Here is a 26,241-nt window from a genome sequence, read left to right on the forward strand (position 1 = left end):
GTCGCTTCAGGTCGCCGACGCGTTGCTGACGCCCGCGCCGCTGAACGTGGCCATTTCCCGCAGGAACGCCACCGCCGAAGCCACCAGCGGCCATGCCAGCGCTGCCCCGGTACCCTCGCCCAGCCGCAGGTCCAGTGCCAGCAGCGGCTCGGCCTTGAATTCGGCCAGCAGCGCGCGGTGCCCCTGCTCGTGCGAGCAGTGCGAGAACACGCAGTACTGCAGTACGTTCGGGTCAATGCGCGCGGCCACGAGCAACGCCGCCGACGCAATGAAGCCATCCACCAGAATCACCATGCGGCTGGCCGCAGCCGCCAGGTATGCGCCGGTCATCGCGGCGATCTCGAAGCCACCGAACGTGGCCAGCACATCGAGCGGATCGGTGACGTCCGCGTGCCTGGCCAGCGCCCGCGAGAGGACGTCATGCTTGCGTGCCACGCCCGCATCGTCGAGGCCTGTGCCACGGCCAATGCATGCCTCCAACGGCAAGCCGGTCAGGCGGCTCATCACGCAGGCCGCGGCCGACGTGTTGGCGATGCCCATCTCGCCGAAGCCGATCACATTGGTACCTTGCTGGCCGTGCCGCAGCACGCGTGCGATGCCGGCATTGATCGCCGCGCCGGCCTGCTCCGGCGTCATGGCTGGCTCTTCGACAAAGTTGCGCGTGCCGTTGGCCACGCGGCAGTTCACGAGGCTCGGCGAGGCCGGCAGCGGCGCGCGCACGCCCACATCCACCACCTCGAGCGCCAACCCGTGAAGGCGGGTGAAGACGTTGATCGCCGCGCCGCCATTCAGGAAGTTCAGCACCATCTGCGCCGTGACCTCCGCCGGAAATGCGCTGACGCCCGTGTCCGCCACACCGTGGTCGCCGGCAAACACGATGATTGCCGGGCGAGTCAGATCAGGAACGGTCTCGCCACGGATCAGCCCGATCTGCATGGCCAGCGTCTCGAGCCGGCCCAGCGAGCCGGGCGGCTTGGTCTTGTCGTCGATTGCGGCCTGCAGCGCGGCGCGCAGCGATGCGTCGAGCGGCGCGATCGGTGGCAGGGTCAATGCGTAGTCTGAAATTGCAGTTGCCATGGTGCTGATTCGAATAACGCGAATTACATTTCCACGCCCGGCTGGGCCTTGATGCCCTGCTCGAACGCGTGCTTGACCGGTGTCATGTCGGTTACGGTATCGGCGGCCTCGATCAGCGCGGACGGTGCGCCTCGACCTGTGATGACCACGTGCTGCTTCGGCGGACGCGCGCGCAGATCGGCGATGACGGTATCGAGATCAAGATAGTGCAGCTTCAGCGCAATGTTGAGTTCGTCGAACAGGATCAGGTCGAACGACGGATCGCGCAGCATCCGGCGCGCCACCTCCCATGCGGCCTCTGCCTTGGCCACGTCACGCGCGCGGTCCTGGGTTTCCCACGTGTAGCCTTCGCCCATCACGTGGAACTCGCACTCCTCCGGAAAGCGCCGCAGGAACATTTCCTCGCCGCTCGGGAACGCACCCTTGATGAACTGGACCACGCCGGTACGCATGCCATGACCCATGGCGCGCACCACCATGCCGAAGCCGGAGCTCGACTTGCCCTTGCCATTGCCCGTGGTGATCACGATCACGCCGCGCTCGTTCTGCGCCGCGGCGATCTTGGAATCGACCACCTCCTTCTTGCGGACCATGCGTGCCTTGTGACGGGCATCGCGGCCGGCGTCATCGTTGGTATTCGGGGTATCGCTCATGTCTGATTTCCATCTGGGATCAGCGCGGTATGGGTGCCGTCGCTGATGCTGATAATCGGGGTACGCAGCGCATGGGAGCACTGCGCGGGAGTCAGGACCTCGTGCGCCGGGCCGTGCAGCGCGTGACCATCCTCGGCCATCAGCAGCGCGTGGGTGGCATAGCGATGCGCGAGGGTCAGGTCATGCACGATCACGACAACTGCGTGGCGGCCCGATCGGGTCAGGCGCTGCAGCAGGTCGAGCACCATGATCTGGTGCCGCAGGTCCAGGTGCGCCACGGGTTCGTCCAGGAGCAGCAGCGGCGCCTGCTGCGCCAGCGCGGCAGCCAGCGACACGCGCTGGCGTTCGCCACCGGACAGTGTCAGCACGTCGCGGCCACGCAGTGGCTCGAGATCGAGCGCGTCGATGACATCATCCACGATCCGGTCATCGTCACGCTGGCCCCAGCCCCAGCCGCTCAGATGCGGATGCCGACCGATGCGCACGGCATCCTCGACCAGCATCGAGAACGTATCGTGCACAGCCTGGGGCAAATAGGCCCGCTGCCGCGCCAGCGTGGCAGGGGCGATCTGCGTGACCGCAATTTCGTCGACCTCGGCCGCGCCGCTGTCGGGCGCGCGCAGACCGGCCAGCACGCCCATCAGCGTGGACTTGCCGACCCCGTTCGGGCCGACGATGCACCAGAGCTGCCCCGCGCCGATCGACATCGAGAGGCCATCGAGCAGCACGCGGCTCCCGGCGTGCAGGCCGAGTTGCCGCAGGGTCAACTGCGGACAGTCTGTGAGCGGCTCGGACCAATGGCTCATCGCGGTCTCCGCAGCAGCAGGTAGAGGAAGGTCGGCACGCCCAGCAGCGCCGTGATGACGCCCACCGGCAGTTGCGTGGGGGCAACCACGGTACGCGCGATCAGGTCGGCAGCCATCAGCAAGGTGCCGCCCAGCAGCACTGATGCCGGCAGCAGCAGGCGCTGGTCGTTCCCCCAGGCCAGGCGCACCATGTGTGGCACCACCAGGCCGACGAAGCCAATCGACCCGGCCGTCGTGATGGCGGCGGCAATCGAAATGGAGGAAATCAGGAAGGTAGCCAGGCGCACGCGGCCAACGCGAACACCCAGCGATTGCGCCACGGTCTCACCCAGCAGCATCACGTTGAGCGCCCGCGCCATCGGCATGGCCAGCAGCAGTGCGGCGATCAAGGTGGCCAACGCCGCGCCATAGGCGGCCGTGCCACCGAGGTCACCGGTCAGCCAGAACAACATGCCGCGCAGGCGCGATTCCGGCGCGATGGCGAGGATCAGCGTGATCAGCGCGCCCCACCCCGCGGCCAGGATGACACCGGTCAGCAGCAACCGCGCGCCGGCCTCCTGGTGTCCGCCCTGCACTTTTGGGTTGAGCAGGTCACGGCGGGCAAGCGTGGCGACGAGCAGCATGGACACCAGCGCGCCACCCGCCGCGCTGGTGTGCACGATCCATTGCGGAAGCATCAGCAGCATCGACAGCAGCGCACCCGTGGACGCCCCGCCGGAGACGCCGAGCACGTAGGGTTCGGCCAGCGGATTGCGCAACAACACCTGCATCAATGCGCCGGAAAGCGCCAGCAGCCCGCCACAGGCAAACGCGGCGGCGGCACGTGGCAGCCGTAGTTCGCGGACGATGGCGCCTGCGGTGCCATCGTCCGCGCCGCTCAGCGCCTGCCAGAGTTGCCCGGCATCGAGCGACACGCTGCCGATCGCCAGCGACAGGCCGAAGACGGCCAGCCCTGCCAGCGCGAGGACACCCCAGACGATCAGCGCGCGCCGCAGCTCAGCCATGGCTCCCCGCGCGCGGCATCACTTCTGACGCCATCCCAGCGTGATGAAGCCGGCCCTGCCCTGCGTGTTGTAGGGGTAGGCCAGCTGGTAGTTCTTGTCGAACAGGTTTTCCACTCGGGCGGCGACGAACCATTGTTTGTCGATGTTGTAGCGGGCGTTCAGGTTGACGATACCGTACCCGCCCAGCGTGCGCGAACCGCTGTCGAGTCGCGCCGAGGATACCAGCCATTCACCGCCGAAACGCCAGTTTCCGAAATTCCGGCCCACGTCGAACGACGCATGGCGCCGGGCACGCCGCAGAAGCTGCGTATTGTTGGTCTCATCCAGCGGATTCTGGAACGTCACGCTGGCGCCCACGTCAGTGCCCCACAGGCTGGCGCGCCACGATGCCTCGATCCCCTGCACCTTGGCCTTGTTGACGTTCTGCGCCAGGTAGAGGCCGCTGGGCTGCAACGCGGAGACGATCAGGTCGTTGTAGCGCGTCTCGAACGCGGTCACGCGCAGCAGGCCGGTCGACGCCGTCTCCACCTGCACCCCCACCTCCGCCGACTTGGCGCGCTCGGGCTGCAGGTTCGGCTGGCCGTAGTACGGGTAGTAGAGCTCGTTGAACGTCGGCGCGCGGAACGCATTGCTGACGTTGGCAAGCAACTTGACCGCGCTGGTCAGGTAGTAGCCGTAGCCGGCGAAGAAGCTGCCCTGGTCGCCGAAATCGGAATAGTGGTCGTTACGGCCGTTCAACTGGATCTGGTGCTTGCCGATACGCCCCTCGTAGCCGCCATAGACCGAAAACACATTGCGCGACGGCGCGTTGTACGAGCTCGAAGCCAGCTCCTGCTGCAGCCAGTCCGTGCCAAACATCAGCGTATGGTCGGGTGTCAGCGCGTACTCGTTCTGCCAGTTGAACTGGCGGGTGCGCGTGCTGAACAGGCTGTCGAACAGGCCGTTGATCGTGCCTTCGCTGCGGTCTTCGCTTTGCGCAACCTTGAAATGCGTGGTCCAGTCAGATAGCACCTTGCCGTTGACGAACGCGGACAGCGTGTAGAGCTTGCTATCCATGCGGTAGTCGTCGGTCGGCTTGCCGTAGGCGTTGTCGTAGGAAAGCTGGCTGTTCGAGTAGTAGGTCGCGACGCCAGCGTCCCAGTCCTGCGTGAACTGGTGCTTGATCTGGCCCGAGATGCTCTTGTTCTCGTACGGGTTGTTGGCCGGATTCGGGCCGATACCGCGCGCGGCGCTCTTCGGATTGTCGGCGTTCCACTGCGCCGCATTGATGGCCGAGAAGCCATCGGTCTTGTACATCGAGCCGGTGACGTTGAACGAGGTGGCACCGATCTGGCCACCGTAACCCACCGTGCCCTGGCGGGTATTGTTGCTGCCGTACTCCACCTGCGCGTTGGCGGCAGGCGCCTGGCCCGCGCCACTCTTGGTGAAGATCTGCACCACGCCACCAACGGCGTCGGAGCCATAGAGCGCCGAGACGTTGCCGCGCACCACTTCGATATGGTCGATCTGGTCGGGCAAGATATTGGCGATCTGCGCATTACCGTTGCTGACGCCGGAAATCCGCACGCCGTCGATCATGATCAGCACCTGGTTCGAATTGGCGCCGCGCATGAACAGCGAGGTATTGGTACCCATGCCGCCGTTGGTCGAGAACTCCACGCCCGCCTGGTTGCGCAGTAGCGAGCGCAGGTCCGGAGCCTGTGAGTTGACGATGTCTTCCTGGGTGACCACCGTGGTGTGCGGCAGGGCCTCGGTCACCGACTGCGCGGTTCGGGAGGCGGTGACGACTACGGGCGCCAGCGTCTGCCCGCTGGCCGCCTGCGCGGCGGCCGGTGCGGCTGCCGGTGCGGAAGCGGGAGCGGGACCATTGGCCGATGCGCTGGCCGGCGTGGTGGTCGACGACTCATCTGGCGTCGCGTCCTGCGCGAAGACCGATGCGGACGGAAAAAGGGCGATGGCCGCCAGGATGGCGGGCATGGAGGGGCGAACCGACGGCTTCAGCGCGGCGGTCGACCTGGATAGCGTGGAACGCATGAGCAGGGATGGAAGAGAACGGCCAGGCCCGTTCCCCCGCGGGCCATATGGCGATGGGGTATGCCACCTTCGGCGCGGCATACCCTCGTTCTGCAGGCCGGTATCCGGGCTGACGACATCAGGCTGGCCGCCTTCCCGATCAGATCGTGACGATTCAGATTCAGTGGCGTTTGGCCGGCCCTGCGAGCCGCTCGTGGCGGGCGTTCGCGGTCGCTTACCGTTGCGGGGGCAGCACAGGTTGGCCTGCCCCGATATGGATTTCGGCGCCCGGCTCCCTGTTTCCCGTTGAACTGCAGCCCTGTAAGAGCAGGGCGCGAGCACCTGGAACGGGGGCGAGTGTATGGAGTTTCAACTTTGGCGTCAATGCAGCGGGTCAAGCTGCCGATAACCGAGATTTGATATCTGGAGACGGGCCAATCGTTACAGAACGATGCAACTTCGTGGCGCCTCGGGCGTCTTAACCGGCTCGCTGGGTGTGGCCGAGCCGCCTGCATCGGCTAGAATCCCGAAACCTGACCTTCACTCCTACCGGACACGACAGGCACTATGCTCAACGAACTCGAACAACTGGCCGCCAAGATCGGGCGCGTGCTGCATCAAGCAGACACCCTGGCGGCGGAAAACCAGCGGCTGCGTGCGGAGATCGAGCGTCTGCAAGCCGAGGCGAGCCAGTTGCGCGCGGATCGCGAAGCCATGGCAGCCGACCGCGAACTGCTCAATATCAAGATCGAGGAAGCCCAGCTTCGCATCCAATCGATTCTCGACAAGCTGCCCACGGCCAGTGACGCGCGCCAGCTCGACCTGCTCGGCGACGGCAAGCGCGCTACATCTGAAGGTACGCAGCAGGCCCCCGGAGAACACGCATGAGCAACAAGCAAGTGGAAGTGAACATCGCCGGCCAACCGTATCGCTTCGCGATCGCACCGGACAACGAGGCCGCGCTGCTGGAAGCCGTGGCATTGGTCGACGACAAGATGAACAAGCTCAAGGGCACCGTCGCCGCGAAGGGTGTGGAGCGGGTGGCCGTGATGGCGGCGATCAGCATTGCGTCGGACCTGCTGGCAATGCGCCGCAAGCAGGAAGAAGAAGGCGCGATTCCCGTCGACGCGGTGCGCGCGCGCATTCGCGAACTGAACGAGCGCGCCGACGAAGCACTGCGCCAGTACGCGCACGTCGGCACGCGCTGAGCGGCCTGCTTGCGGTCTGGCTGCGCTCTGTTTCGCTAACCGGAAGAGCCAACCCTTGCATTGCGCGGCCACGGCCCCATCTGCCCGGATGTGAAGCCGATGCCGCGCACGCCGTGCGCGAGTGTTGTGGAAAATGTAACGACGCCGTACGTCCGGCTTGGTATGACTGTCGTCGCGGTGTATAGTGTAGCCACTGCACGGCGCATGCGACCGATGCAGTTGGATGGTCGGGTTATCGCGCCTGGCCGCCGTTTCCATCCCATCCTTAGTTGAAACGGCAAACGTCTGACATCCCGAGCGTATTGCACGCACAGGAACCAAAAGTCAGACGTTTGACAGTTTCCCTGCCTGGTTCGTGAGGGTCATAAACTCCTTGAACCGATATGCATTGCATGGTGCGGGATCATGTCGTATGGGCGAGCGCGTTACCGCATTCATAGTCTGGGCCGAGCTTGGACTCCCTGAGTGGGCGATGTACCCGAAATACGACTTCCGCAGCCACTCTGAACCTCACTTGGGTTCAGGATGCCGACCCAGCGGCCGAGGCGGGGACCCCCTAAAAGGCGGTGGTTTGATAGAACCACCGCCTTTTTCTTTGACTGCTCATAGACGGACCGATCGGTATCACAATGCCCTCCTCCGCCCAGCGTGCCCGCCAGTACTGGCTGATGAAGTCCGAACCGGACGAAGCCAGCATCGATGATCTCGCCCGTGAAGGCACGTTGCCGTGGACCGGGGTTCGCAATTACCAGGCACGCAACTTCATGCGTGACCAGATGCGCATCGGCGACGGCGTCCTGTTCTATCACTCGTCATGCCCGGAACCCGGCATCGCCGGCCTGGCCGAGGTCTGCTCGCAACCCTACCCCGATTCCACGCAGTTCGATCCGAAGAGCGACTATTACGACAGCGCATCGAAGCAGGACAATCCGCGCTGGTCGCTTGTCGACGTGAGCTTCGTCCGCAAGAGCACGCTGATCCCCCTCCAGGCACTGCGTGAGCACGATGCGCTGGCCGACATGGTCGTGCTCCGCCGCGGCAATCGTCTGTCGATCACGCCGGTCACGCCGGCCGAGTGGCGCTATATCACCGAAAAGCTGATGAAGTAAGCACCGCCGCAGCAATGCGGCACTGCGCGTCCAGCAACACTGGGCCGCACCGACGCCGCCGGCGACTTTGATTTGCAGCAACAAGTGCGCGAGACACGCGCGAATGCGTCACGTTCGGGCGAGCCAGGGAACGAACACCGGCCACGTGCGTCTGATAGCCATCACTTTGATCGGGAGAACAATATGAAGAAACTGCTGGCTGCCTCGCTGCTGAGTACAACCGCCGCCATGGCCGCCGCCCAGACGGTTGCACCTCCCTCGGGTGTTCTGTCGCTGTCCGCGCAAGCCGCGACCGAGGTGCCGACCGACGTCGTACACCTGACCCTGGCTGCCGAACAGGAAGGCCCCGAGCCGACGGCCATCTCCAATGCGCTGTCGTCGCGCACGCAGGCCGTGCTGGCACAGGCCAAGCGCACGTCAGGCGTGGAGGCCCAGTCGGGCGGCTTCACGATTCATCCGAATACCGACCGCAATGGCCGCATCAGCACGTGGCGTGGCCGCTCGGAGGTGATCCTGAAGTCGAAGGATTTCGCCGCCGTGTCGAAGCTGGCCGGCGAACTGGCCAGCCAGATGCAGGTGCAGAACATCGCGTTCTCGCTGTCGCGCGAGACACGCCTGGCTGCCGAGCAAAAGCTCGCCGACCAGGCCGTGGCCGCGTTCCGCGACAAGGCACAGGCCACGACAAAGCTGTTCGGCTATAGCGGCTACACGATCCGCGAAGTCTCGCTGAACGAATCCGGCGGTGTCATGCCGATGCCGCGCATGTATGTCGCGAAGGCCATGTCGGATAGCGCTGGCGCGCCGATTCCGGTGGAAGGTGGCAAGAGCCAGGTCACGGTTTCCGTGAACGGCTCGGTGCAGATGGTGAAGTAAGCGGGTCACTCCCCTCTCCCGTGGTGTATAGACCAGGAAACGGGAGAGGGGGCCGAGCCCCTCTCGGCTCAACTCACAGCGCCCCGAACTGCTGGCGCAGCACGTTCTTCTGCACCTTGCCCATCGTATTGCGCGGCAACTCATCGACCACGTGCACACGCTTGGGTACCTTGAAATTGGCGATGCGGCCCTTCAGCGTGCCGATCATGCCAGCCTCATCAATCTCCATGCCCGGCTTGCGTACGACCACGGCAACGACGGCCTCGCCGAAGTCAACATGCGGCACGCCGATCACGGCTGACTCCACCACGCCCGGCATCTCGTCGATAAAGCTCTCGATTTCCTTCGGATACACGTTGTAGCCGCCCGAGATGATCAGGTCCTTACTGCGACCTACGATCGTCAGGTAGTTGTCCGGCACGATGCGTTCGCCTGCCTGGCTGACGATCGCGCCACCAAGGCGGCCCACATCCCCAGTCTTGAACCAGCCATCGGCCGTAAATTCCTCCGCCGTCTTCTCGGGCATCCGCCAGTAGCCCTTGAACACGTTCGGCCCCTTGACCTCAACGTTACCGATCACACCCGGCTCGCACGACTTGCCTTCGCTGCCCGTCACGCGCACCGACACGCCCGGCAGCGGCCTGCCCACGGTGCCACCGATCCGCTCACCCAGTGCCGGGTCATACGGATTCGATACCAGCATCACGGTCTCGCTCATGCCGTAGCGCTCCAGGATCGTGTGGCCGGTGCGCTCGCGGAATGCGTCGAACGTCTCCAGCAGCAGCGGCGCCGAGCCCGAGACGAACAGGCGCATGTTGCTGCACAGTTCCTTGTCGAAACGGGGCTCCTGCAGCATTCGCACGTAGTACGTAGGCACGCCCATCATCACGGTGGTACGCGGCAGGTACTTCAGGATCTGGCCCATGTCGAGCTTCGGCGCCCAGATCATCTTGGCGCCCGCGAGCAGCGCGCCATGCGAGGCCACGAACAGGCCATGCACGTGGAAGATCGGCAGCATGTGCAGCAGCACATCATCGCTGCGCCAGCCCCAATACTCATTCAGCGTTTGCGCGTTCGATGCCAGGTTTCGATGCGTCAGCATCGCGCCCTTGCTGCGGCCGGTGGTGCCCGACGTGTAGAGAATCGCGGCCAGATCGTCGTCCGCGCATTCGACCGTCTCGAACGTGTCAGGCTGCACTGCCGCGCGTTGCAGCAGCGAACCGGTGCGGTTATCGTCGAGCGTGAAAACATGGGCGGTGCCGTGCCGGAACGCCACTTTCGACACCCAGCCGAAGTTGTTGCTGCTGCAGACCACCACGGCAGGCTCGGCGTTGCCGACAAAGTAGTCGATTTCGGCCTCCTGGTACGCGGTGTTCAGCGGCAGATACACATAGCCGGCGCGCAACGTGGCCAGGTACAGGAACAGTGCTTCCGGCGACTTCTCGACCTGCACCGCCACGCGCGAGCCGGCGGGCAGCTTCAGCGCGGTCAGCAGGTTGGCCAGCTTGGCGGTGGCGCGATCGAGGTCGTCCCACGAGTAGTAGAGCCCGTCATGCGTTTCGATGCAGCATGCGGTGCGGTCGGCGGGAAAGCGGGATTCGAACAGGGCGAACAGGTTGGCGTTCATGGTGCGGGACTAGTACGAAACAAGTACGGGACAGGTACGGAATGCTGGGAAAAGCGGACCCGGGGAGCCTTGGCGATACGGTGCGGCCGGTAATGATAGCCCGGCCGCCACCCGGTTACTCTCCAGTGAAATCCGGAGGCCGGTGCGCCAGAAACGCGGCCACGCCCTCGGCATGGTCGCGACTGGTGGCGTAACGGAAATGGGCGTCGAATTCGGCGTCGGTCAGCAGCGTGGGATCTGGCGACAGGCGACGAATCGTCGTCTTGTTGATGCGGGCCGCAAGCGGCGCGCCGGCGCTCAGCCGCTGCACGGTTGCCGTCACTTCGTCGTGCATGGCCGCCGCAGGCACCACTCGCGTGAGCAGCCCCTTGCGCTCAGCCTCCAGTGCATCGAACACACGGCCTTCGAGCAGGATCTCGAGCGTCACCGCCCGCCCCACCAGCGCAAGCAGGCCGCGCAACTCGCCGGGCGCCATCGGAAAGCCGAGCCGGTTGATCGGCACGCCGAAGCGGCTGCCCGCAGCGGCCACGCGCAGGTCGCAATTGCAGGCAATCTCGAGGCCACCGCCAACGCAAACGCCCTCGATGGCGGCCAGCGTCGGATGCGGGCATTCTGAAATCGCCCGCAGCGCCGGTGCGATGATTTCCGTGTGGTAGCGGCGGACAGCCGCCTCGTCTCCGCGCACAGTCGGAAACTCCGCAATGTCGGCGCCGGCGGCGAAGTTGCCGTCGGCACCGCGCACAAGCACGCAGCGCAGCGACATGTCCGCCGCCAGCGTGGCGAATCCGGCGGCCAGCGCCTGCCACATGTCGACCGAGATTGCATTGAGCTTGCCCGGATTCGACAGCGTGACGACGGCCGTCGACCCTTCGCGCGAGAACGTGACGGTGTCGCTCATCAGTCGATCTTCGCGCCCGAGCGCTGCACCACGTCTGCCCAGCGCTTGATCTCGGCGTGCTGGAATTGCGCGAACTGCTCCGGCGTGTACTGCGGGATGTCCGAACCGTTCTGCAGCCAGATCTGCTTCATCTCCGGGTTGTTCAACGCCTTGGTGGTCTCGGCGTAGAGCCTGTCGACGACTTCCTTGGGCGTGCCCTTGGGCGCCCACAGCGCATACCAGGTGGACACGTCGTAGTTGGGCAAACCGGCCTCGGCAGCGGTCGGTACGTTCGGGAACGCCGCGGAACGCGTCTTCGATGCCACGGCCAGCGCCTTGATGCGCCCGGCGCGGATATGTTGCGACGATGAACCAAGGCCATCGAACATCAGATCCACCTGGCCGGCGATCAGGTCCGACAGCGCAGGGCCCGCGCCCTTGTACGGCACGTGGATCAGATCGGTCTGCGTCTGCAGCTTGAACAGCTCGCCCGCCAGATGGTGCGAGGAACCGTTGCCGGCCGAGGCGTAGTTGAGCTTGCCCGGATTGGCCTTGGCATAGGCGATCAGGTCCTTCACGCTGGTGGCCTGCACCTTGCCCGAATTGACCACGATCACCTGTGGCGGCTGGGCAATCACCGTGATGGGAATGAAGTCCTTCTCGATGTCGTAGTCGAGCTTCTTGTAGAAGGACGGTGCGATCGCGTGATGCGCGCCGCCAATGAACAGCGTGTAGCCATCGGGGGCCGCCTTGGCGGCGATGCTCGCGCCAACGGTGCCGCCCGCGCCACCACGATTGTCGATGACGAACTGCTTGCCGAGCTGCTTCGACAACTGCGCGGTAAGCGGCCTCGCAAACGCATCGGTGCCGCCGCCGGCCGGGAACGGCACGATGACGGTGACCGGCTTGCTCGGCCATGTATCGGCCTGCGCGGCCGGTGCGTAAAGACTGGTGACCCCGGTCCCGGCCATCAGGCCAGCCACTGCAAACACGCGTGCAAATGTGGTCAGATTCCGCTGACGACGATTCATGTACTGTCTCCTCTCTCTTCTCTTTGGAAAGTCAATCAAAAGTACGACTTGCTACGACTCATACACCCGACGAAAAATTGCCCTGGCGGTCTCCGTGTCCGCTCCTTTTCGACCCTCGATTACAGAAGCTTTGCCACCGCCCGACTGATGCGGGGATTGCCGTCGCCAAGGCGAGCCAGATTGTCATCCAGCGCATCAGGCACGTAAAGGTAATTGACCATCATGCCGCACGATTGCGCACGCCCTTTGCGCGACATGTCGGCGCCCCAGTTCACGCGCTCCACACATGCGCCGTTGCCGAGGTGAAAGCGCGCCACCGGATCGGCGGGCACGCCCTTGCCACCCTCTCGCACCAGATAGTGCGCGGCCAGTGTCATGGCTGTATCGCGTATCACGGTATCTTCAGTGTCCGCTGACAACGCGCTGAACCATGCCGCGCCATCGGCGGGCACCTCACCATGCTGCTCGCGCCAGCGTGCAAGGCGCTTGACACCGAGCACGCGGTCGATGGACTCACCGTCCCGCTTGCGCAGCCAGTCCGCAAACCCGGGGATCGGCGACAACGTGGCGAACTGCTTGAGCTTGGGATGCTCGCGCTGCAATTCCTCGATCACCCGCTTGAGCAGGAAATTGCCGAAGCTCACGCCGCGCAACCCCGCCTGCGTGTTCGAGATCGAATAGAAGATGGCCCACTTCACGCGCCGCAGGTCTTCCAGCGGTGCGGCTTCATCGAGCAGTGCCTGCACGTTGGCGGCCATCTCGGGCACGAACGCAACCTCGACGAAGATCAGCGGTTCGCGCGGAATGCGGGGGTGGAAGAACGCATAGCAGCGGCGATCCGAATCCAGCCGGTTGCGCAGGTCGGTCCATGACGAGATCTCGTGCACGGCCTCGTAGCGAATCAGCTTCTCGAGCAGCGACGCGGGCGAGTCCCACGTGATCGGCTGCAGTTCGAGCAAGCCCACGTCGAACCAGTTCGAGAACAGCGCCTCCAGGTCCTCATCGAGTTCGCGCAAGCCCGGGATGCGCTTGTGCCAGCGCAGCATGTCCGCGCGCAACTGGATCAGGAAGTGCAGCCCGCAAGCACTGTTGCCACGCTGCCCATGCAGTGCGGCAAAACGCTTGAAAAAACGGATGCGTGCGTTGGACAGCGCCTGCGACAAGCCGGACGCGGTAGCCGGCTGGCCGCCAGCCGCATCGCGGACGGCGGCCACCTCGGCCAGCACGCCGAGCATCGCCTGGCGAAGCGGCTCCACCGCAGCCTCGTATTCGTCCTGCCACGCCTGGGCGGCGGCGTTGGCGGCGACATCGGTCAGCCGCGCGTCGAAGCACTGACGCAACTGGTCGCGCTGACGTTTGGTTGCGCGCGTGGACAGGGCGGGCGTGTCCTGCGCCTTCGCAGGGCCTGCCGCAGTGGCATCCGCATCGCCCTTCCGGTTCCACCAGCGGCCGAAGCGCGATAACAAGGTGTCGGACACGGGCTCGGCGGCATCGAGCGGCGCGCTGACTTTCTGTTGATCTGAGGTGTCGAGGGCGGTCATGGAGATTCCTGCGTAGGGGCGAGCGGATCGATCACAAACCTTCAGTCCTGTCCAGCCAGGCGAAGCTGGCCCGGCGCTACGGCGGGCGGCTCCGGATCGGCACGATCCAGCGCGCTCAACGCGCCGCGCTGGCGCAGCACGTGGGTTTTCATTAGCGCTTCCGCGCCTTCCGGATCGTGTGCCTTCAGCGCCGAGAACACCGACATGTGCTCGGCACACGATTCCTGAATGCGGCCCGGCAGCTTCAGGCTCTTGTGCCGCGACAGGCGCAGCACCTTGCGCAAGTCACTGACCACGCCCGACAGCCAGCGGTTGCCGGCCAGCCGCTGGATCGCCTCATGAATCTGGTAGTTGGTCTCGTAGTAGGCGTCGATATCGCCCGCCGCCGCATGACGGGCCAGCTCGGCATGCAAGCCTTCGAGCGCATCGAGATCGGTCTGGGTGACGTTGCGCGCGGCCTCGTAGGCGCAGCGCCCTTCGAGCAGGGCCATCAGCGGAAAGATTTCGTCGAGATCCTGCTCGGTGAGTGCATTGACGAAACATCCGCGACGCGGCTCCAGCCGCACCAGCCCTTCCGCGGCCAGGACCTTCAGCGCCTCGCGCATTGGCGTGCGCGACGTGCCCAGTGCGGCCGCAAGCGCGACTTCGTCGATCCACGCGCCTGGCAACAGCGTGTGATCGTCGATCATGGCACGCAGCCGATCGGCAACTTCGAGGTAAAGCGCCTGCTGGACGATCCGCATGAAGCCCTTTCGATGACATCACCGAGCGGCGCATACACCGCAATAATTCATAATTATGAATAAGGGCGCGCGCGCCGCAAGGAGTTTCGATGCTGCAAAGCGGCATCAAAGTCGTGAATCGGCCATGCGCCACACGGTGATATCGGATAGTCCCGTGAGATGAGGGCGGTAGACGACGATGGGATGCGGATAGAGGGGATAGAGGTGCGGCGGGCAACGTTCCTGCCTCCCACAGGAAAATTGCCCGCGCCAGAAAGAACCGCTACTGGACAACATCATCGACGCCGGACTGGATGCGCCTGGCGCGCGTGGGTCAGATTTGACATGCTGGCGCTGGCCCAGCGCCTGCCCCCGTTCAAGCACCCAAGCGTGGGTGCAGATCTTCCCGTTTGGCTTTTCCGTCGTTTTCGGTCGCATCCGCGCATCTTTCGTACGCGCTCTCCCTTCGATGCGGCCGTGGACATTTCCTGTCCCGACCTGATTCTTGTAACAGACTGTATAGCGAGGACCATGCCACGCTGGCTAAGTTATTGATTTTATTGAGGCGGACGATCCGAGACTTGTTACAAGTGCCAGATCATGTAACAGGATGTTTCTCCTTCGTTACGACCCCCACTACCCTGCTGGTTGTCGCCAATATGCCGCAGCGAGCGATTAGTGATGGCGGCGGTACGCCGCGATGCGAAAATGCGCCGCACACTGCACGAAAGCCGATGTTCAATCGGTTGCAAATATGAAACATGGGCTGGAAGCGACATCCGGCCCTGTCAAAACTCTCGGAGAGGTCCGGCATGGAAGACAATTTTCAGGGAAGCCACTACATCGGCGACGGAACGCAGGCCGCGCCGCGCAATCTGCCCCTGTCGTTCACTGGCTCGGGGTCCGAGTACTTCCGCATCTGGATCGTCAACGCATTGCTGTCGATCATCACGCTGGGTATCTACTCCGCATGGGCGAAGGTCCGCACGCTGCAGTACTTCTATCGCAATACGCAGCTCGATGGCGCCACGTTCGACTACCACGGCAGTCCAACCGCGATTCTCAAGGGCCGCGCGATCGTTTTCGTCCTGGCCCTGGCGTACAACCTGGCCAGTCATGCATCGCCACTCCTGGCTGTCGGGCTTGCCGTCGTGCTGGCTGCCGTGTTTCCGTTTCTGCTGGTTCGCTCGCTGCGATTCCGCATGGCGAATTCGAGCTACCGCGGTCTGCGTTTCGCCTTCATCGGCAAGGATGCCGAGGGTTATCAGGTCTTTCTGCTCTGGCCGATCCTGACAGTGTTGTCGCTCTATCTGCTGGCGCCGTTCGCGCACCAACGTTTCAAGCGCTACCAGCACAACCACACGCTGTTCGGCACGGCGCCATTCGCATTCGACGCCACGGCCAGCGCCTTCTACGGTGTCTACCTGCGCACCGCAGGCATGGTCGCGATCTTCCTGATCGGCGGCGGTCTGGTGGGCGGCTCGCTGGCCAGCGCGGTTGGGCAATCGAAAGGGGCGGTCGGCGTCGTATTTGGCATGATGATGATCGGCCTGTACTTCGGCCTGATGATGATCGGCCCCTATTTCACGGCTCGGCTGCAGAACCTGGTGTGGAACAACACCACCCTGCTGCCGCACCGCTTTCGCAGTGACGTGCGTGCCGGCAAGCTGTTCTTCATCGTGCTGACCAACTTCATCTTCATTGCACTGACGCTGGGCCTGTTCTATCCATTCGCGCGCGTGCGCTCGACGCGCTATCGCGTGGAAGCGATGACGATGATCGCGGTCGGGCCGCTCGACGAGTTCGTGGCTGGCGAGCAGCAGCACGTTGGCGCGCTCGGTGATGCCGCGGTCGACTGGTACGACATCGACATCGCGCTCTGACAGACACCACCAACGGACACGCCCGAAAACAGTCATGGTTGCCGCGCAATACTTCGACACCCGCTCATCACGCGCGCACGCGGTGGTGCTGATCGTCACGGACGGCGAAGCCATCCTGCAGGATGCGAATGGCGTCGAGTTGCGACGAGCGCCACTCGCATCACTGCGCGTGTCGGAACGCATCAAGCGCGCGCCACGGCTTGTCACGTTCGACGACGGCGCCTATTGCGAGATCGCGGACCAGGCCACGTTCGATGCGATGCTCGCGGCAACCGGGCATCGCGAAGGCCTGGTTTCGCGCGCGCAGAACAGCTGGCGTCTGGCCGGACTGTCGCTACTCGGGCTGGTTGTGTTCGTGGTGTTTTCGTATTACTACCTGCTGCCTTGGACGGCCACGGTGGTGGCGCGATCGGTGCCGCCGTCGATCGAGGCTCAGTTGGGAAAGGCCACCCTCGACAGCCTGGATCAGGGGCTGGTGGAACCTACGAAATTGCCACAGGCCGACCAGCAACGCATTCGCGACAACTTCGCCGCACTGCGCCGCCCGGACGATCCGGGCCACCACTATCAGATCCTGTTCCGCAAGGGCGGGCGGCTTGGCGCCAACGCCGTGGCACTACCGGGCGGCACGATCGTCGTTACCGACGAACTGGTCAAGCTGATTGGCACGGGCGCGGGCATGATGGGTGTACTGGCCCACGAGGCCGGCCACGTGGCCGAGCGCCACGGCCTGCAGCAGGTATTCCAGGCATCGGTGGTCGGCGCGCTGGCGGCGTACATGGTCGGCGATGTTTCGTCGCTGCTGGCCACCGTACCCGCCGCGATGATGTCGATGCGCTATTCGCGCGAGCACGAACGCGAGGCGGATGCCTATGCCGTGAAAATCCTGCGGGACAACCGGCTACCGGCGACCGCGCTGGCCGATGCGCTACAGCAACTCGAGGATGCGCACCGCAAGGGCGACGGCAAGCAGGCTGCCGATGATGAGGAGAGCGGCTTCTTCTCGACCCACCCGCTGACGCGGGAGCGGATCGAAGCCATCAGGAATGGTGGGGAGTGATTGTCTTGCATCCCTCTCCCAATGAGGGAGAGGGATGCAAACCGAGAGTCAGCCTGACGGCCTGACGATCAGCGCGCTGCTGCCGTCGCCCCATTGCCACGACGGTAAGCCCAGACCACCATCACGGCGCCAATCACGATCATCGGCAGGCTCAGCCACTGGCCCATCGACAGCTTGAGCGCCAGCAGGCCCAGGAAGTTATCCGGTTCGCGGGCAAATTCGGCCAGGAAGCGGAACGCGCCATAGCCGATCAGGAACACGCCCGATACCGCGCCCATCGGCCGCGGCTTGCGTGAGAACAGCCACAGGATGATGAACAGCGCCACGCCTTCGCCAGCGAACTGGTAAAGCTGCGACGGATGGCGCGGGATGTTGTCGCCGGCCTGCGGGAAGATCATGCCCCACGGCAGGTCGGTCGGACGCCCCCACAACTCGCCATTGATAAAGTTGCCGATCCGCCCGGCCGCGAGTCCGCACGGAATCATTGGCGCGATGAAGTCGGTCACCTCCATCCAGTGGCGACGGCGCACTTTCGCGAACACCCACATCGCGATCAGCACCCCGAGGAATCCGCCGTGGAACGCCATGCCACCCTCCCAGACCTTGAAGATCTCGAGCGGGTGCGTGAGGTAGTAACCCGGCTTGTAAAACAGCACGTAGCCCAGGCGGCCGCCCAGAATGACCCCGAGTACCCCATAGAACAACATGTCGTCGAGGTCCCGCGCCACCCAGCCACGCGCCGCGATATGTGGCTGGCGGATACGCAGTCGGCCGAACCACAGGAACATGATGAAGCCGGCCAGGTACATCAGGCCGTACCAGCGAATGGCCAGCGGCCCGAGGTGAATGGCGACCGGGTCGAATTGGGGATGAACGAGCATGTCGGATCGAGTGAGTATCGGTAAGTATTCTGGACAGCGCGGAATAGCGGAGTCAGGCCTTTATGCCATTGTCTTGCGTCAGTCCGATGGCGCCGGCGAGGTCCATGGCGATATCGATGAAAGAGCGCAGCACAGGCGCCACGCCAGCCGCGCCTTCACGCCAGACCAGACCGGTTTCGATTTCCGGCCCGGCATCGCGCAACGCCAGATATGACACCCCAGTCCGGCGCAGGTTGCATAGCGATGCGGGCACTAGTGCCACCCCCATGCCGGCGGAGACCAGACTGACGATCGTCTGCATCTGTATCGCCTCCTGGGCAATCATCGGCGTCAACCCATCGCGCGCGTAATAGCCCGTAATGATGTCATAAAACGCTGGCGCGCTTCGGCGCGGGAAGATGATCAGCGGCTCGTGCGCGGCATCGCGCAGGGCCACGGTCTGCGGTGGTGCGCCATCGACCTGCCCCGCCGGACGCCAGCCATCGGGCACGGCCAGCACGAGCGGTTCGCGTACCAGTGGCAAATAGGAGAGCCCGTGCGGCATCACGGTCAGTTGCGGCCGGATGACCAGTCCCGCGTCGATCGTCCCTTCGACCAGCGCCTCGAGCTGGACGTCGCTGGTGGCCTCGCGCAGTTGTAGCTGGACTTCCGGATGCCGGGCCCGGAAATGCCGCAGAAGGTCGGGCAGGATGCCGTAATCGGCCGTGCTGACGAACGCCAGCGCCAGCGAGCCGACCTCCCCCCGCGCGAGCCGCTGGGCCAGCCCGGGCAACGCAGCCGCATCGGCCAGCACGCGGCGCACCTCCGGCAGCCATTGCTGGCCGGCCGGCGTGAGCATTACCGAGCGGCGCGTGCGCACGAACAGCTGGACGCCGATCTCCTCTTCCAGTGCCTGGATCTGCTGCGACAGCGGCGGCTGTGTCATGGCAAGCCGCCGCGCAGCGCGGCCGAAATGCAACTCTTCGGCCACTGTGACGAAATAACGTAGCTGGCGCAGGTCCACGGGGTAATTTGATATTTTTATCGACTCAATAAAGGTCGAATCATATATTTGACACGATAAAACGCAAGCGCCATTCTTCTGACCACAACACGGCCACCCCGCCACCAGCCCCCCCCCGGAGACACCCGCCATGGCTTACAACAAACGTTCCCAGCACATCACGCAAGGCGTGGCGCGCTCCCCCAACCGTTCGATGTACTACGCGCTCGGCTACAAGAAGGAAGACTTCGACAAGCCGATGGTGGGTATCGCCAACGGCCACTCGACGATCACCCCCTGCAACGCCGGCCTGCAGCGCCTGGCGGACGCGGCCGTGGATGCGATCAAGGCCTCGGACGCCAACCCGCAGATCTTCGGCACGCCGACGATCTCCGACGGCATGTCGATGGGCACCGAGGGCATGAAGTACTCGCTGATCTCGCGTGAAGTCATTGCCGACTGCATCGAAACCGCTGCCCAGGGCCAGTGGATGGACGGCGTGGTCGTGATCGGCGGCTGCGACAAGAACATGCCCGGCGGCATGATCGCACTGGCGCGCACCAACGTGCCGGGCATCTACGTCTACGGCGGCACCATCCGCCCGGGTAACTGGAAGGGCAAGGACCTGACCATCGTGTCGTCGTTCGAGGCCGTGGGCGAATTCACCGCCGGCCGCATGAGCGAGGAAGACTTCGAGGGCGTGGAGAAGAACGCCTGCCCGAGCACCGGCTCGTGCGGTGGCATGTACACCGCCAACACAATGAGCTCGTCGTTCGAGGCGCTGGGCATGTCGCTGCTGAATTCGTCGACGATGGCCAACCCGGACCAGGAAAAGGTGGACAGCGCCGCCGAATCGGCCCGCGTGCTGGTGGAAGCCATCAAGAAGGACATCAAGCCGCGCGACATCATCACGCGCAAATCGATCGAGAACGCCGTGACGCTGATCATGGCCACGGGCGGTTCCACCAACGCGGTACTGCATTACCTGGCCATCGCCCACTCGGCCGAAGTGGAATGGACCATCGACGATTTCGAGCGCATCCGCCGCCGCGTGCCGGTGATCTGCAACCTGAAGCCGTCGGGCGCCTACGTGGCCACCGACCTGCACCGCGCCGGTGGCATTCCGCAAGTGATGAAGATCCTGCTGAACGCCGGTCTGCTGCATGGCGACTGCCTGACGATCACGGGCCGCACGCTGGCCGAGGAGCTCGAGCACGTTCCCAATGAGCCGCGTACCGACCAGGACGTGATCCTGCCGATCTCGCAGGCCCTGTACAAGCAAGGCCACCTGGCCATCCTGAAGGGCAACCTCGCCGAGGAAGGCGCAGTGGCCAAAATCACCGGCCTGAAGAACCCGGTCATCACCGGCCCGGCCCGCGTGTTCGAGGACGAACAGAGCGCCATGGAAGCGATCCTGGCGGACAAGATCAACGCTGGCGACATCCTGGTGCTGCGCTACCTTGGCCCGAAGGGCGGCCCGGGCATGCCTGAAATGCTGGCGCCGACTTCGGCGATCATCGGCAAGGGTCTCGGCGAATCGGTTGGTTTCATCACCGACGGCCGCTTCTCGGGGGGCACCTGGGGCATGGTGGTTGGCCACGTTGCGCCGGAAGCCCATGTGGGCGGTACGATTGCACTGGTTCAGGAAGGCGACTCGATCACGATCGACGCGCACCAGCTGCTGCTGCAACTGAATGTGGCCGACGACGAGCTGGCCCGCCGCCGCGCTGCCTGGAAACAGCCGGCGCCGCGCTACACGCGCGGCGTACTGGCGAAGTTCGCGAGGCTGGCCTCCACGGCCAGCAAGGGCGCCGTGACGGACTGATCCGGCGAAAGTAGCCCCCTGCAATGCAAAAGGCCTGCGAGTCCATCGCAGGCCTTTTTGCTTGGGTGCCGATACCGGCGCGGGCCGGTAGCAAGGCCCAGGCCTACATCCCGCCCGGGTCCCGCTCGATTTCCTCCAACGTCGCGTCGAGCCACTCCACCAACCGGGCCTCGAGGGCCTGGGTCAGTTCATTGGCCAGTTGCGCCGTCAGCGGCGCCAGCCTCGATTGCAGCGTGGCTTCGGTATGGGCTTCCACCACCTGCGGCCACTCGGTGCGGAAGCGCATCATCACGCGCGTCAGCAACTCGGTGCGCACCGCACGCAGGTCGTCAGCACCCGGCATGAACGGGGCCGTGTCCACCACGTCGGACGCCGCAGCCGGCGCGTCCTCTCCCGTCGATCCGAAATCGCCGACCGCGGTGACCACGCCAGATTCTGGCATGTCCGCCGTGTCGATCACCGTGGCCTGGGCTGGCGCGGGTGCGGGTGCGGGTGCGGGTGCGGGTGCCGGCGCATCGAACACGGTGTCCGGCAACTCGACCACTTCGGTCAGCAGCGGCACGCTGTCATTGGGATCCAGCCGCGGAATGACCCGCGAAGTCGTGCGTTCGCTCATGCCGCATCTCCCTTGGCCTGGCCAATGTCATGGTGCGTGAGCGGATAGCCGCGCTCACGATAGAAACGATACCGCTCCCGCCCAGAATCCCGGGCTTCAGGCGTGGCGCCGACCACTTCAATCAACCGTTCGAAGCTGGCGAACTGCGCCGGGGCCTCCGGCGCCAGGTTCACCAGCAACTGATGGTGCGGCACGCCGTCGAGCGCGGCGGCCAGGATGATCGGCGTCACCGCCGCATTCGGGCTGTCGACCCCGCAGTGCGGCAGGAAGTCGAGCGGCGAAAACGACCACAGCCGCGCGTCGAGCTGCGCCAGCTGCTGCGGCGCGCCGTGCACCACCACCTTCTGCCCTGCCCCATAGGCCTTGCGAACCAGACGGCAGACATATGTCAGCGTGTCCGGCACATTGCTATGGAAGTCGATGCGCGTCATCCCGGCTACCTTTACCTGATCCTAAAATCCGCCCGATACGCCCGATTAGGCCGCGCGGTCCATCAGGAACTGCGTCAGCAACGGCACCGGACGGCCCGTGGCGCCCTTGGCCGCGCCGCTCTTCCACGCTGTGCCGGCGATGTCGAGGTGGGCCCAGTCGTACTTCTCGGTATAACGCGCCAGGAAGCAGGCCGCGGTCACGCTGCCGGCCGGACGGCCACCGATATTGGCCATATCGGCAAAGTTCGACTTGAGCTGGTCCTGGTAGTCATCGTCCAGCGGCAGACGCCAGGCCGTATCCATGGCCTTGCGGCCGGCACCCAGCAACTGGTCCGCCAGCGCGTCACTGCGGGCGTACAGGCCGCTGTTGACGTGGCCGAGCGCGATGATGCAGGCACCGGTCAGCGTGGCCACGTCGATCACGGCGGCCGGCTTGAAGCGCTCCACGTAAGTCAGCGCGTCGCACAGGATCAGGCGGCCTTCGGCATCGGTATTGAGGATTTCGATGGTCTGGCCGGACATGCTGGTCACTACGTCGCCCGGCTTGGTGGCGATGCCGCTCGGCATGTTCTCGCAAGTCGGCACCACGGCGATCACGTTCTGCTTCAGGCCCATTTCGGCCACGGCCTGGATCGTGCCCAGCACCGATGCCGCGCCGCACATGTCGTACTTCATCTCGTCCATGCCCTCGCCCGGCTTCAGCGAGATGCCACCCGTATCGAACGTGATGCCCTTGCCCACCAGCACCACCGGCGCCTGCTTGGCGCTCGCGCCGTCATAGCGCAGCACGATGAACTGCGGCGGCTCGACGCTGCCCTTGGTCACGGCAAGGAAGGCGCCCATGTTGAGCGCCTCGATCTGCTTGCGACCCAGGATCTCCACCTTGAGCTTGTGGCGCTTGGCGATGCCACGGGCGGTATTGGCCAGATAGGTCGGCGTGCAGATGTTGGACGGCAGGTTGCCCAGATCGCGGGTCAGTTCCATGCCGTTGGCGATGGCAGTGCCACGCACGGCGGCCTGCGAGGCGGCCTTGGCGTCGCCCACGTCCACGGCCAGCACGATCTTGCGCAGCGACGCCTTTTCGTTGGCGCCGGCGCCCCGGGGCGCGCGCTTGAGCTCGGGATGGCGCTCCAGCAGGCGATAACCGGCCTCCCGGACCAGCGTGATCGTGGTGATGATGGCCCAGGCCACGTCGCGCTGCTGCGGTGGCTGCTGAACCAGGCACCAGAGCGCCGAGGCGGCGCGCGTGCCGCCCAGGGCACGCGTGGCCGTGCGCACGGCTTCGGCAAAGGCCTTGTCGTTGAAATCGGCTTCCTTGCCCAGGCCCACCAGCAGCACGCGGGCGGCGCCAACGCCGGCCACCTCGTGCAGCATCAGTTGCGTGCCGCGCTTGCCTTCGAAGTCGCCTTGCTTGACCAGACGCGCCACCAGCCCCTTGGTGGCAACGTCCAGCGCCTTGGCCACGCCGGCCAGACTTTGGCCCTCGAACAGGCCAACCACCAGACAGTCCGTCTTCGTGGCCAAGAAACCATTTTGGCCGGCTTTGCTCAGATCCAGGGCTTTTGTGCTAAATTCCATCGCGCTTCCTTCAAGGGGCTCGTCGAAAAGAAACCCCCATTATCCGCGATTTTCATCCGCGATCCGCCGCCGCCGATCCAGAAAGCTGACAGCCCGCGGTCCTGCCAGTCCATCGGCCCCCGGCGCATCGCCCGCTCCGGCCGGCAGCCGGAAGCGTGTCTTGCATGATCTTCCAACAAGCCCTGCGGCGCGAACTCGCCTACACCGCCGGTGCGGTGTTCCTGGTGATGCTGACGTTCATGCTGACGTCGCTCGTGATCCGTATCCTGGGAATGGCCGCCAATGGCAAGGCCAGCCCCAACGACGTGCTGATGCTCATCGGCCTGGCGACGATCGGCTATCTGTCGATCCTGCTGTCGGCCACGCTGTTCATCTCGACGCTGATCGTCCTGACCCGGTGGTACAAGGACTCCGAGATGGTGGTGTGGTTCTCGTCCGGCGTCTCCCTGCGCGATCTGATCAAGCCGGTGCTGCAGTTCGCCGCGCCGTTCTTCGTCATGGCGCTGCTGCTGGGCCTGTTCGCGTGGCCGTGGGCCAACCAGCAGAGCGCGCTGTTTCGCGACCGCTTCGAGCAGCGCGGCGTGCTCTCGATGATCGCCTCGGGCCGTTTCATCGAGCCGGCCAATGGTAACTACGTGCTGTTTATCGAAGGCATCGACGCCGACATGAAGCACGCGCGCAATGTCTTCGTGGCCAATGCCGAATCGGGCAAGATCGGTGTGGCGCTGGCGCATCAGGGCCAGTTCGAGACAATGCCCAACGGCGACCGTCTGGTGGTTATGGAACATGGCCGCCGCTACGCCGGTATTCCCGGCCAGCTCAATTACCGGATCGTCGAGTTCGACAAGTACGCGGTCAAGGTCGACAACAAGCCGCAGGATGCCGCCGCCGACCTGCCGACCAAGAGCCGCGACACGATCGACCTGATCCGCGACCCGACCCGCGAGAACCTGGGCGAACTGCTCTGGCGGATCTCGCTGCCGATCCTGGCGTTCAACTTCGTGATGATCGCGATCCCGCTGGCCTACGTGAATCCGCGTCTGGGCCGGTACACCCCGCTTGTCTTTGCCGTGCTGATCTACCTGACCTACAGCAACCTGATCAACCTGGCGCAGGCCTGGGTCCGTTCCGGCGCGATGTCGTTCTGGATGGCCATCTGGCCGATCCACCTGGCCGTGTTCCTGTGCGCGCTGGTGATGTTCCGCTACCGCGCCAACCGTAGCCTGGGAGGCTGGCGTGCCGTCTTCGGCCTGCGCCGCAAGACCACCGGGGGCCGCGCATGAGGGTGCTGAGCGTCTACGAGCGCTACTTCGCTCGCCTGATCTATGGGGTTTTCGCCTTCATCCTGTTCGCGGTGCTGGCCCTGTTCGTGTTCTTCGACATGCTTAGCGAGCTGGAAAGCGTCCAGGGCAAGTACACGTCGCTGATCGCGTTCTTCCACGTCATGCTGGAGGCGCCGACGCGTATCTACGAGGTGCTGCCGATCGCGGTGCTGATCAGCGCGATCTACGTCTTCTCGCAACTTGCCAGCCAGTCGGAGTACACGATCTTCCGCGTGGCCGGCCTGAACACGCGGCAGGCGCTGTTCTCGCTGTTCAAGCTGGCGGTGCCGCTGGCGCTGGCCACGTTCATCTTCGGCGAGTTCATCGGCCCGGCAGCCGAACAGTACGCGCAGAAGATCAAGCTCGAGGCAATCGGTGCCACCGTGTCATCGGGCTTCCGCTCGGGCGTCTGGGTCAAGGACCGCGATCGCGAGCCCGAGGAGAAGGGCGCGGGAGAAATCACCCGCTTCGTGAACGTGCAAGGCCTGAGGCCCGACCAGTCGATTACCGGCGTCACGATCTATGAATTCGACAAGGACTACCGCCTGCGCGTGATCCGCGTGGCCAAGGAAGGCAAGTACCAGGGCGGGCAGTCCTGGCAGCTCAACGACGTCAACGAGACTCGCTTCATCGAGCTGCGTGACGGCCAGCCGGCCGCCAATCGTGACGCGCTGGCACCCGACTTCCGCGGCGAGCAGGTGCAGTTCCCGAACATCCTGATGCACTCCGAGCTGACGCCGCAGATCCTGTCGGTGCTGCTGGTGCAGCCGGAGAACATGTCGACGGTCAACCTGTTCCGCTACATCCGCCACCTGCGCGACAACAAGCAGGACACGCAGCGCTACGAAATCGCGTTCTGGAAGAAGGTGGTGTATCCGCTGACGCTGTTCGTGATGGTCGCGCTGGCGCTGCCGTTCGCATACCTCCATGCCCGTGCGGGCGCGGTGGGCGTGAAGGTGTTCGGCGGCATCATGCTGGGCCTGTCGTTCCACCTGTCCAACACGCTGTTCTCGCACGTGGGCCTGCTGCATACCTGGCCGCCGATCGTCTCCGCGCTGGTGCCCGGCACGCTCTACCTGATGATTGCGCTCGGCGCGCTGCGCTGGGTCGATCGCCACTGAT

24 protein-coding genes, 1 other RNA gene and 1 riboswitch are annotated in these 26,241 nt (G+C 64.6%); of the genes, 10 read left to right on the top strand and 15 right to left on the bottom strand.

Annotated features, from left to right (window positions below; all coding sequences use genetic code 11):
* Positions 1–6 precede the first annotated feature (6 nt).
* Genes cobT through RMET_RS14000 form a run of 5 tightly spaced genes read right to left on the bottom strand, consistent with a single transcriptional unit; the run spans position 7 to position 5,517 of the window.
* Positions 7–1,077 carry a nicotinate-nucleotide--dimethylbenzimidazole phosphoribosyltransferase gene (cobT, locus tag RMET_RS13980; RefSeq protein WP_011517356.1) on the bottom strand — a complete coding sequence of 357 codons (1,071 nt, stop codon included), beginning with the start codon at positions 1,075–1,077 and terminating at the stop codon, positions 7–9.
* A 23-nt stretch (positions 1,078–1,100) separates the two neighbouring features.
* Entirely contained in the window at positions 1,101–1,730 is a 630-nt protein-coding gene (gene cobO / locus RMET_RS13985) for a cob(I)yrinic acid a,c-diamide adenosyltransferase (protein WP_011517357.1), read from the bottom strand.
* Positions 1,727–2,536, bottom strand: coding sequence for an ABC transporter ATP-binding protein (locus tag RMET_RS13990; protein ID WP_011517358.1), 810 nt, complete (start codon positions 2,534–2,536; stop codon positions 1,727–1,729). The genes cobO and RMET_RS13990 overlap by 4 nt, the downstream gene beginning before the upstream one ends.
* Positions 2,533–3,540, bottom strand: a complete 1,008-nt coding sequence (locus RMET_RS13995) for a FecCD family ABC transporter permease (RefSeq protein ID WP_011517359.1) — start codon at positions 3,538–3,540, stop codon at positions 2,533–2,535. Before RMET_RS13995 ends, RMET_RS13990 begins: the two co-directional genes overlap by 4 nt.
* An 18-nt stretch (positions 3,541–3,558) precedes the next feature.
* On the bottom strand, positions 3,559–5,517 hold the full coding sequence (locus RMET_RS14000) for a TonB-dependent receptor plug domain-containing protein (RefSeq protein ID WP_029309748.1): 1,959 nt from the start codon (positions 5,515–5,517) through the stop codon (positions 3,559–3,561).
* 135 nt (positions 5,518–5,652) lie between these two features.
* Positions 5,653–5,914: riboswitch (cobalamin riboswitch) on the bottom strand.
* 206 nt (positions 5,915–6,120) lie between these two features.
* Between RMET_RS14000 and RMET_RS14005 the strand changes: the two genes are divergently transcribed.
* From RMET_RS14005 to RMET_RS14020, 5 genes are all read left to right on the top strand, one after another.
* The gene (locus tag RMET_RS14005) at positions 6,121–6,441 is read left to right on the top strand and encodes a hypothetical protein (protein WP_008644078.1); all 321 of its coding nucleotides are present in this window, start codon (positions 6,121–6,123) and stop codon (positions 6,439–6,441) included.
* Positions 6,438–6,761, top strand: coding sequence for a cell division protein ZapA (locus tag RMET_RS14010; protein WP_008644084.1), 324 nt, complete (start codon positions 6,438–6,440; stop codon positions 6,759–6,761). The genes RMET_RS14005 and RMET_RS14010 overlap by 4 nt, the downstream gene beginning before the upstream one ends.
* A 338-nt stretch (positions 6,762–7,099) precedes the next feature.
* Positions 7,100–7,317, top strand: a non-coding RNA gene (gene ssrS / locus RMET_RS32315) — 6S RNA.
* A gap of 73 nt (positions 7,318–7,390) precedes the next feature.
* Entirely contained in the window at positions 7,391–7,870 is a 480-nt protein-coding gene (locus tag RMET_RS14015) for an EVE domain-containing protein (protein ID WP_008644085.1), read from the top strand.
* Between the two features lie 183 nt (positions 7,871–8,053).
* The gene (locus RMET_RS14020; RefSeq protein ID WP_011517361.1) at positions 8,054–8,743 is read left to right on the top strand and encodes an SIMPL domain-containing protein; all 690 of its coding nucleotides are present in this window, start codon (positions 8,054–8,056) and stop codon (positions 8,741–8,743) included.
* A 73-nt stretch (positions 8,744–8,816) separates the two neighbouring features.
* On the opposite strand, the gene RMET_RS14025 is transcribed toward RMET_RS14020, so the two are convergent.
* The 5 genes from RMET_RS14025 to RMET_RS14045 form a co-directional block, all read right to left on the bottom strand.
* Positions 8,817–10,370 (bottom strand): malonate--CoA ligase, encoded by a 1,554-nt coding sequence (locus RMET_RS14025; RefSeq protein ID WP_011517362.1) that lies wholly within the window; start codon positions 10,368–10,370, stop codon positions 8,817–8,819.
* Between the two features lie 115 nt (positions 10,371–10,485).
* Entirely contained in the window at positions 10,486–11,268 is a 783-nt protein-coding gene (locus tag RMET_RS14030) for an enoyl-CoA hydratase/isomerase family protein (protein WP_011517363.1), read from the bottom strand.
* Positions 11,268–12,278, bottom strand: a complete 1,011-nt coding sequence (locus tag RMET_RS14035; protein ID WP_011517364.1) for a Bug family tripartite tricarboxylate transporter substrate binding protein — start codon at positions 12,276–12,278, stop codon at positions 11,268–11,270. Before RMET_RS14035 ends, RMET_RS14030 begins: the two co-directional genes overlap by 1 nt.
* Before the next feature lie 119 nt (positions 12,279–12,397).
* On the bottom strand, positions 12,398–13,819 hold the full coding sequence (locus RMET_RS14040; RefSeq protein WP_011517365.1) for a malonyl-CoA decarboxylase domain-containing protein: 1,422 nt from the start codon (positions 13,817–13,819) through the stop codon (positions 12,398–12,400).
* A gap of 41 nt (positions 13,820–13,860) precedes the next feature.
* Positions 13,861–14,562 (bottom strand): GntR family transcriptional regulator, encoded by a 702-nt coding sequence (locus RMET_RS14045; protein ID WP_011517366.1) that lies wholly within the window; start codon positions 14,560–14,562, stop codon positions 13,861–13,863.
* Between the two features lie 791 nt (positions 14,563–15,353).
* Between RMET_RS14045 and RMET_RS14050 the strand changes: the two genes are divergently transcribed.
* Positions 15,354–16,424, top strand: a complete 1,071-nt coding sequence (locus tag RMET_RS14050; protein ID WP_011517369.1) for a YjgN family protein — start codon at positions 15,354–15,356, stop codon at positions 16,422–16,424.
* 34 nt (positions 16,425–16,458) lie between these two features.
* On the top strand, positions 16,459–17,484 hold the full coding sequence (locus RMET_RS14055) for a M48 family metallopeptidase (RefSeq protein WP_011517370.1): 1,026 nt from the start codon (positions 16,459–16,461) through the stop codon (positions 17,482–17,484).
* A 68-nt stretch (positions 17,485–17,552) separates the two neighbouring features.
* Here the strand turns inward: RMET_RS14055 and lgt are convergent, their stop codons facing one another.
* Together lgt and RMET_RS14065 are read right to left on the bottom strand one after the other, a co-directional pair.
* Entirely contained in the window at positions 17,553–18,365 is an 813-nt protein-coding gene (gene lgt / locus RMET_RS14060) for a prolipoprotein diacylglyceryl transferase (protein ID WP_011517371.1), read from the bottom strand.
* A 52-nt stretch (positions 18,366–18,417) separates the two neighbouring features.
* On the bottom strand, positions 18,418–19,368 hold the full coding sequence (locus RMET_RS14065) for a LysR family transcriptional regulator (protein ID WP_011517372.1): 951 nt from the start codon (positions 19,366–19,368) through the stop codon (positions 18,418–18,420).
* Between the two features lie 130 nt (positions 19,369–19,498).
* On the opposite strand from RMET_RS14065, the gene ilvD reads away from it, so the two are divergent.
* Positions 19,499–21,172: a dihydroxy-acid dehydratase gene (gene ilvD, locus RMET_RS14070; RefSeq protein WP_011517373.1), complete on the top strand. Its 1,674-nt coding sequence runs from the start codon at positions 19,499–19,501 to the stop codon at positions 21,170–21,172.
* A gap of 103 nt (positions 21,173–21,275) precedes the next feature.
* Here the strand turns inward: ilvD and RMET_RS14075 are convergent, their stop codons facing one another.
* From RMET_RS14075 to RMET_RS14085, 3 genes are read right to left on the bottom strand one after another with little or no spacing between them, the layout of a single operon-like run.
* Entirely contained in the window at positions 21,276–21,788 is a 513-nt protein-coding gene (locus tag RMET_RS14075) for a hypothetical protein (protein WP_011517374.1), read from the bottom strand.
* Positions 21,785–22,219, bottom strand: coding sequence for a DNA polymerase III subunit chi (locus RMET_RS14080; protein WP_011517375.1), 435 nt, complete (start codon positions 22,217–22,219; stop codon positions 21,785–21,787). The genes RMET_RS14075 and RMET_RS14080 overlap by 4 nt, the downstream gene beginning before the upstream one ends.
* Positions 22,220–22,264: 45 nt before the next feature.
* The gene (locus RMET_RS14085; protein ID WP_011517376.1) at positions 22,265–23,797 is read right to left on the bottom strand and encodes a leucyl aminopeptidase; all 1,533 of its coding nucleotides are present in this window, start codon (positions 23,795–23,797) and stop codon (positions 22,265–22,267) included.
* 164 nt (positions 23,798–23,961) lie between these two features.
* Here RMET_RS14085 and lptF point away from each other — a divergent pair, with 164 nt between their 5' ends.
* Both lptF and lptG read left to right on the top strand, forming a co-directional pair.
* Positions 23,962–25,080 carry an LPS export ABC transporter permease LptF gene (gene lptF / locus RMET_RS14090; RefSeq protein ID WP_011517377.1) on the top strand — a complete coding sequence of 373 codons (1,119 nt, stop codon included), beginning with the start codon at positions 23,962–23,964 and terminating at the stop codon, positions 25,078–25,080.
* Complete coding sequence (gene lptG / locus RMET_RS14095; protein WP_011517378.1) at positions 25,077–26,240, top strand: LPS export ABC transporter permease LptG; 1,164 nt, start codon at positions 25,077–25,079, stop codon at positions 26,238–26,240. Before lptF ends, lptG begins: the two co-directional genes overlap by 4 nt.
* The last annotated feature ends 1 nt before the right edge of the window (position 26,241 follow it).

This window comes from Cupriavidus metallidurans CH34 (assembly GCF_000196015.1).
In the GTDB taxonomy this organism is placed as follows: domain Bacteria; phylum Pseudomonadota; class Gammaproteobacteria; order Burkholderiales; family Burkholderiaceae; genus Cupriavidus; species Cupriavidus metallidurans.

What these genes read in the sequence shown, in the direction of transcription:
- cobT (WP_011517356.1), bottom strand. Translation starts at nt 1,077, where the DNA reads ATGGCAACTGCAATTTCAGACTACGCATTGACCCTGCCACCGATCGCG.
- cobO (WP_011517357.1), bottom strand. Translation starts at nt 1,730, where the DNA reads ATGAGCGATACCCCGAATACCAACGATGACGCCGGCCGCGATGCCCGT.
- RMET_RS13990 (WP_011517358.1), bottom strand. Translation starts at nt 2,536, where the DNA reads ATGAGCCATTGGTCCGAGCCGCTCACAGACTGTCCGCAGTTGACCCTG.
- RMET_RS13995 (WP_011517359.1), bottom strand. Translation starts at nt 3,540, where the DNA reads ATGGCTGAGCTGCGGCGCGCGCTGATCGTCTGGGGTGTCCTCGCGCTG.
- RMET_RS14000 (WP_029309748.1), bottom strand. Translation starts at nt 5,517, where the DNA reads ATGCCCGCCATCCTGGCGGCCATCGCCCTTTTTCCGTCCGCATCGGTC.
- RMET_RS14005 (WP_008644078.1), top strand. Translation starts at nt 6,121, where the DNA reads ATGCTCAACGAACTCGAACAACTGGCCGCCAAGATCGGGCGCGTGCTG.
- RMET_RS14010 (WP_008644084.1), top strand. Translation starts at nt 6,438, where the DNA reads ATGAGCAACAAGCAAGTGGAAGTGAACATCGCCGGCCAACCGTATCGC.
- RMET_RS14015 (WP_008644085.1), top strand. Translation starts at nt 7,391, where the DNA reads ATGCCCTCCTCCGCCCAGCGTGCCCGCCAGTACTGGCTGATGAAGTCC.
- RMET_RS14020 (WP_011517361.1), top strand. Translation starts at nt 8,054, where the DNA reads ATGAAGAAACTGCTGGCTGCCTCGCTGCTGAGTACAACCGCCGCCATG.
- RMET_RS14025 (WP_011517362.1), bottom strand. Translation starts at nt 10,370, where the DNA reads ATGAACGCCAACCTGTTCGCCCTGTTCGAATCCCGCTTTCCCGCCGAC.
- RMET_RS14030 (WP_011517363.1), bottom strand. Translation starts at nt 11,268, where the DNA reads ATGAGCGACACCGTCACGTTCTCGCGCGAAGGGTCGACGGCCGTCGTC.
- RMET_RS14035 (WP_011517364.1), bottom strand. Translation starts at nt 12,278, where the DNA reads ATGAATCGTCGTCAGCGGAATCTGACCACATTTGCACGCGTGTTTGCA.
- RMET_RS14040 (WP_011517365.1), bottom strand. Translation starts at nt 13,819, where the DNA reads ATGACCGCCCTCGACACCTCAGATCAACAGAAAGTCAGCGCGCCGCTC.
- RMET_RS14045 (WP_011517366.1), bottom strand. Translation starts at nt 14,562, where the DNA reads ATGCGGATCGTCCAGCAGGCGCTTTACCTCGAAGTTGCCGATCGGCTG.
- RMET_RS14050 (WP_011517369.1), top strand. Translation starts at nt 15,354, where the DNA reads ATGGAAGACAATTTTCAGGGAAGCCACTACATCGGCGACGGAACGCAG.
- RMET_RS14055 (WP_011517370.1), top strand. Translation starts at nt 16,459, where the DNA reads ATGGTTGCCGCGCAATACTTCGACACCCGCTCATCACGCGCGCACGCG.
- lgt (WP_011517371.1), bottom strand. Translation starts at nt 18,365, where the DNA reads ATGCTCGTTCATCCCCAATTCGACCCGGTCGCCATTCACCTCGGGCCG.
- ilvD (WP_011517373.1), top strand. Translation starts at nt 19,499, where the DNA reads ATGGCTTACAACAAACGTTCCCAGCACATCACGCAAGGCGTGGCGCGC.
- RMET_RS14075 (WP_011517374.1), bottom strand. Translation starts at nt 21,788, where the DNA reads ATGAGCGAACGCACGACTTCGCGGGTCATTCCGCGGCTGGATCCCAAT.
- RMET_RS14080 (WP_011517375.1), bottom strand. Translation starts at nt 22,219, where the DNA reads ATGACGCGCATCGACTTCCATAGCAATGTGCCGGACACGCTGACATAT.
- RMET_RS14085 (WP_011517376.1), bottom strand. Translation starts at nt 23,797, where the DNA reads ATGGAATTTAGCACAAAAGCCCTGGATCTGAGCAAAGCCGGCCAAAAT.
- lptF (WP_011517377.1), top strand. Translation starts at nt 23,962, where the DNA reads ATGATCTTCCAACAAGCCCTGCGGCGCGAACTCGCCTACACCGCCGGT.
- lptG (WP_011517378.1), top strand. Translation starts at nt 25,077, where the DNA reads ATGAGGGTGCTGAGCGTCTACGAGCGCTACTTCGCTCGCCTGATCTAT.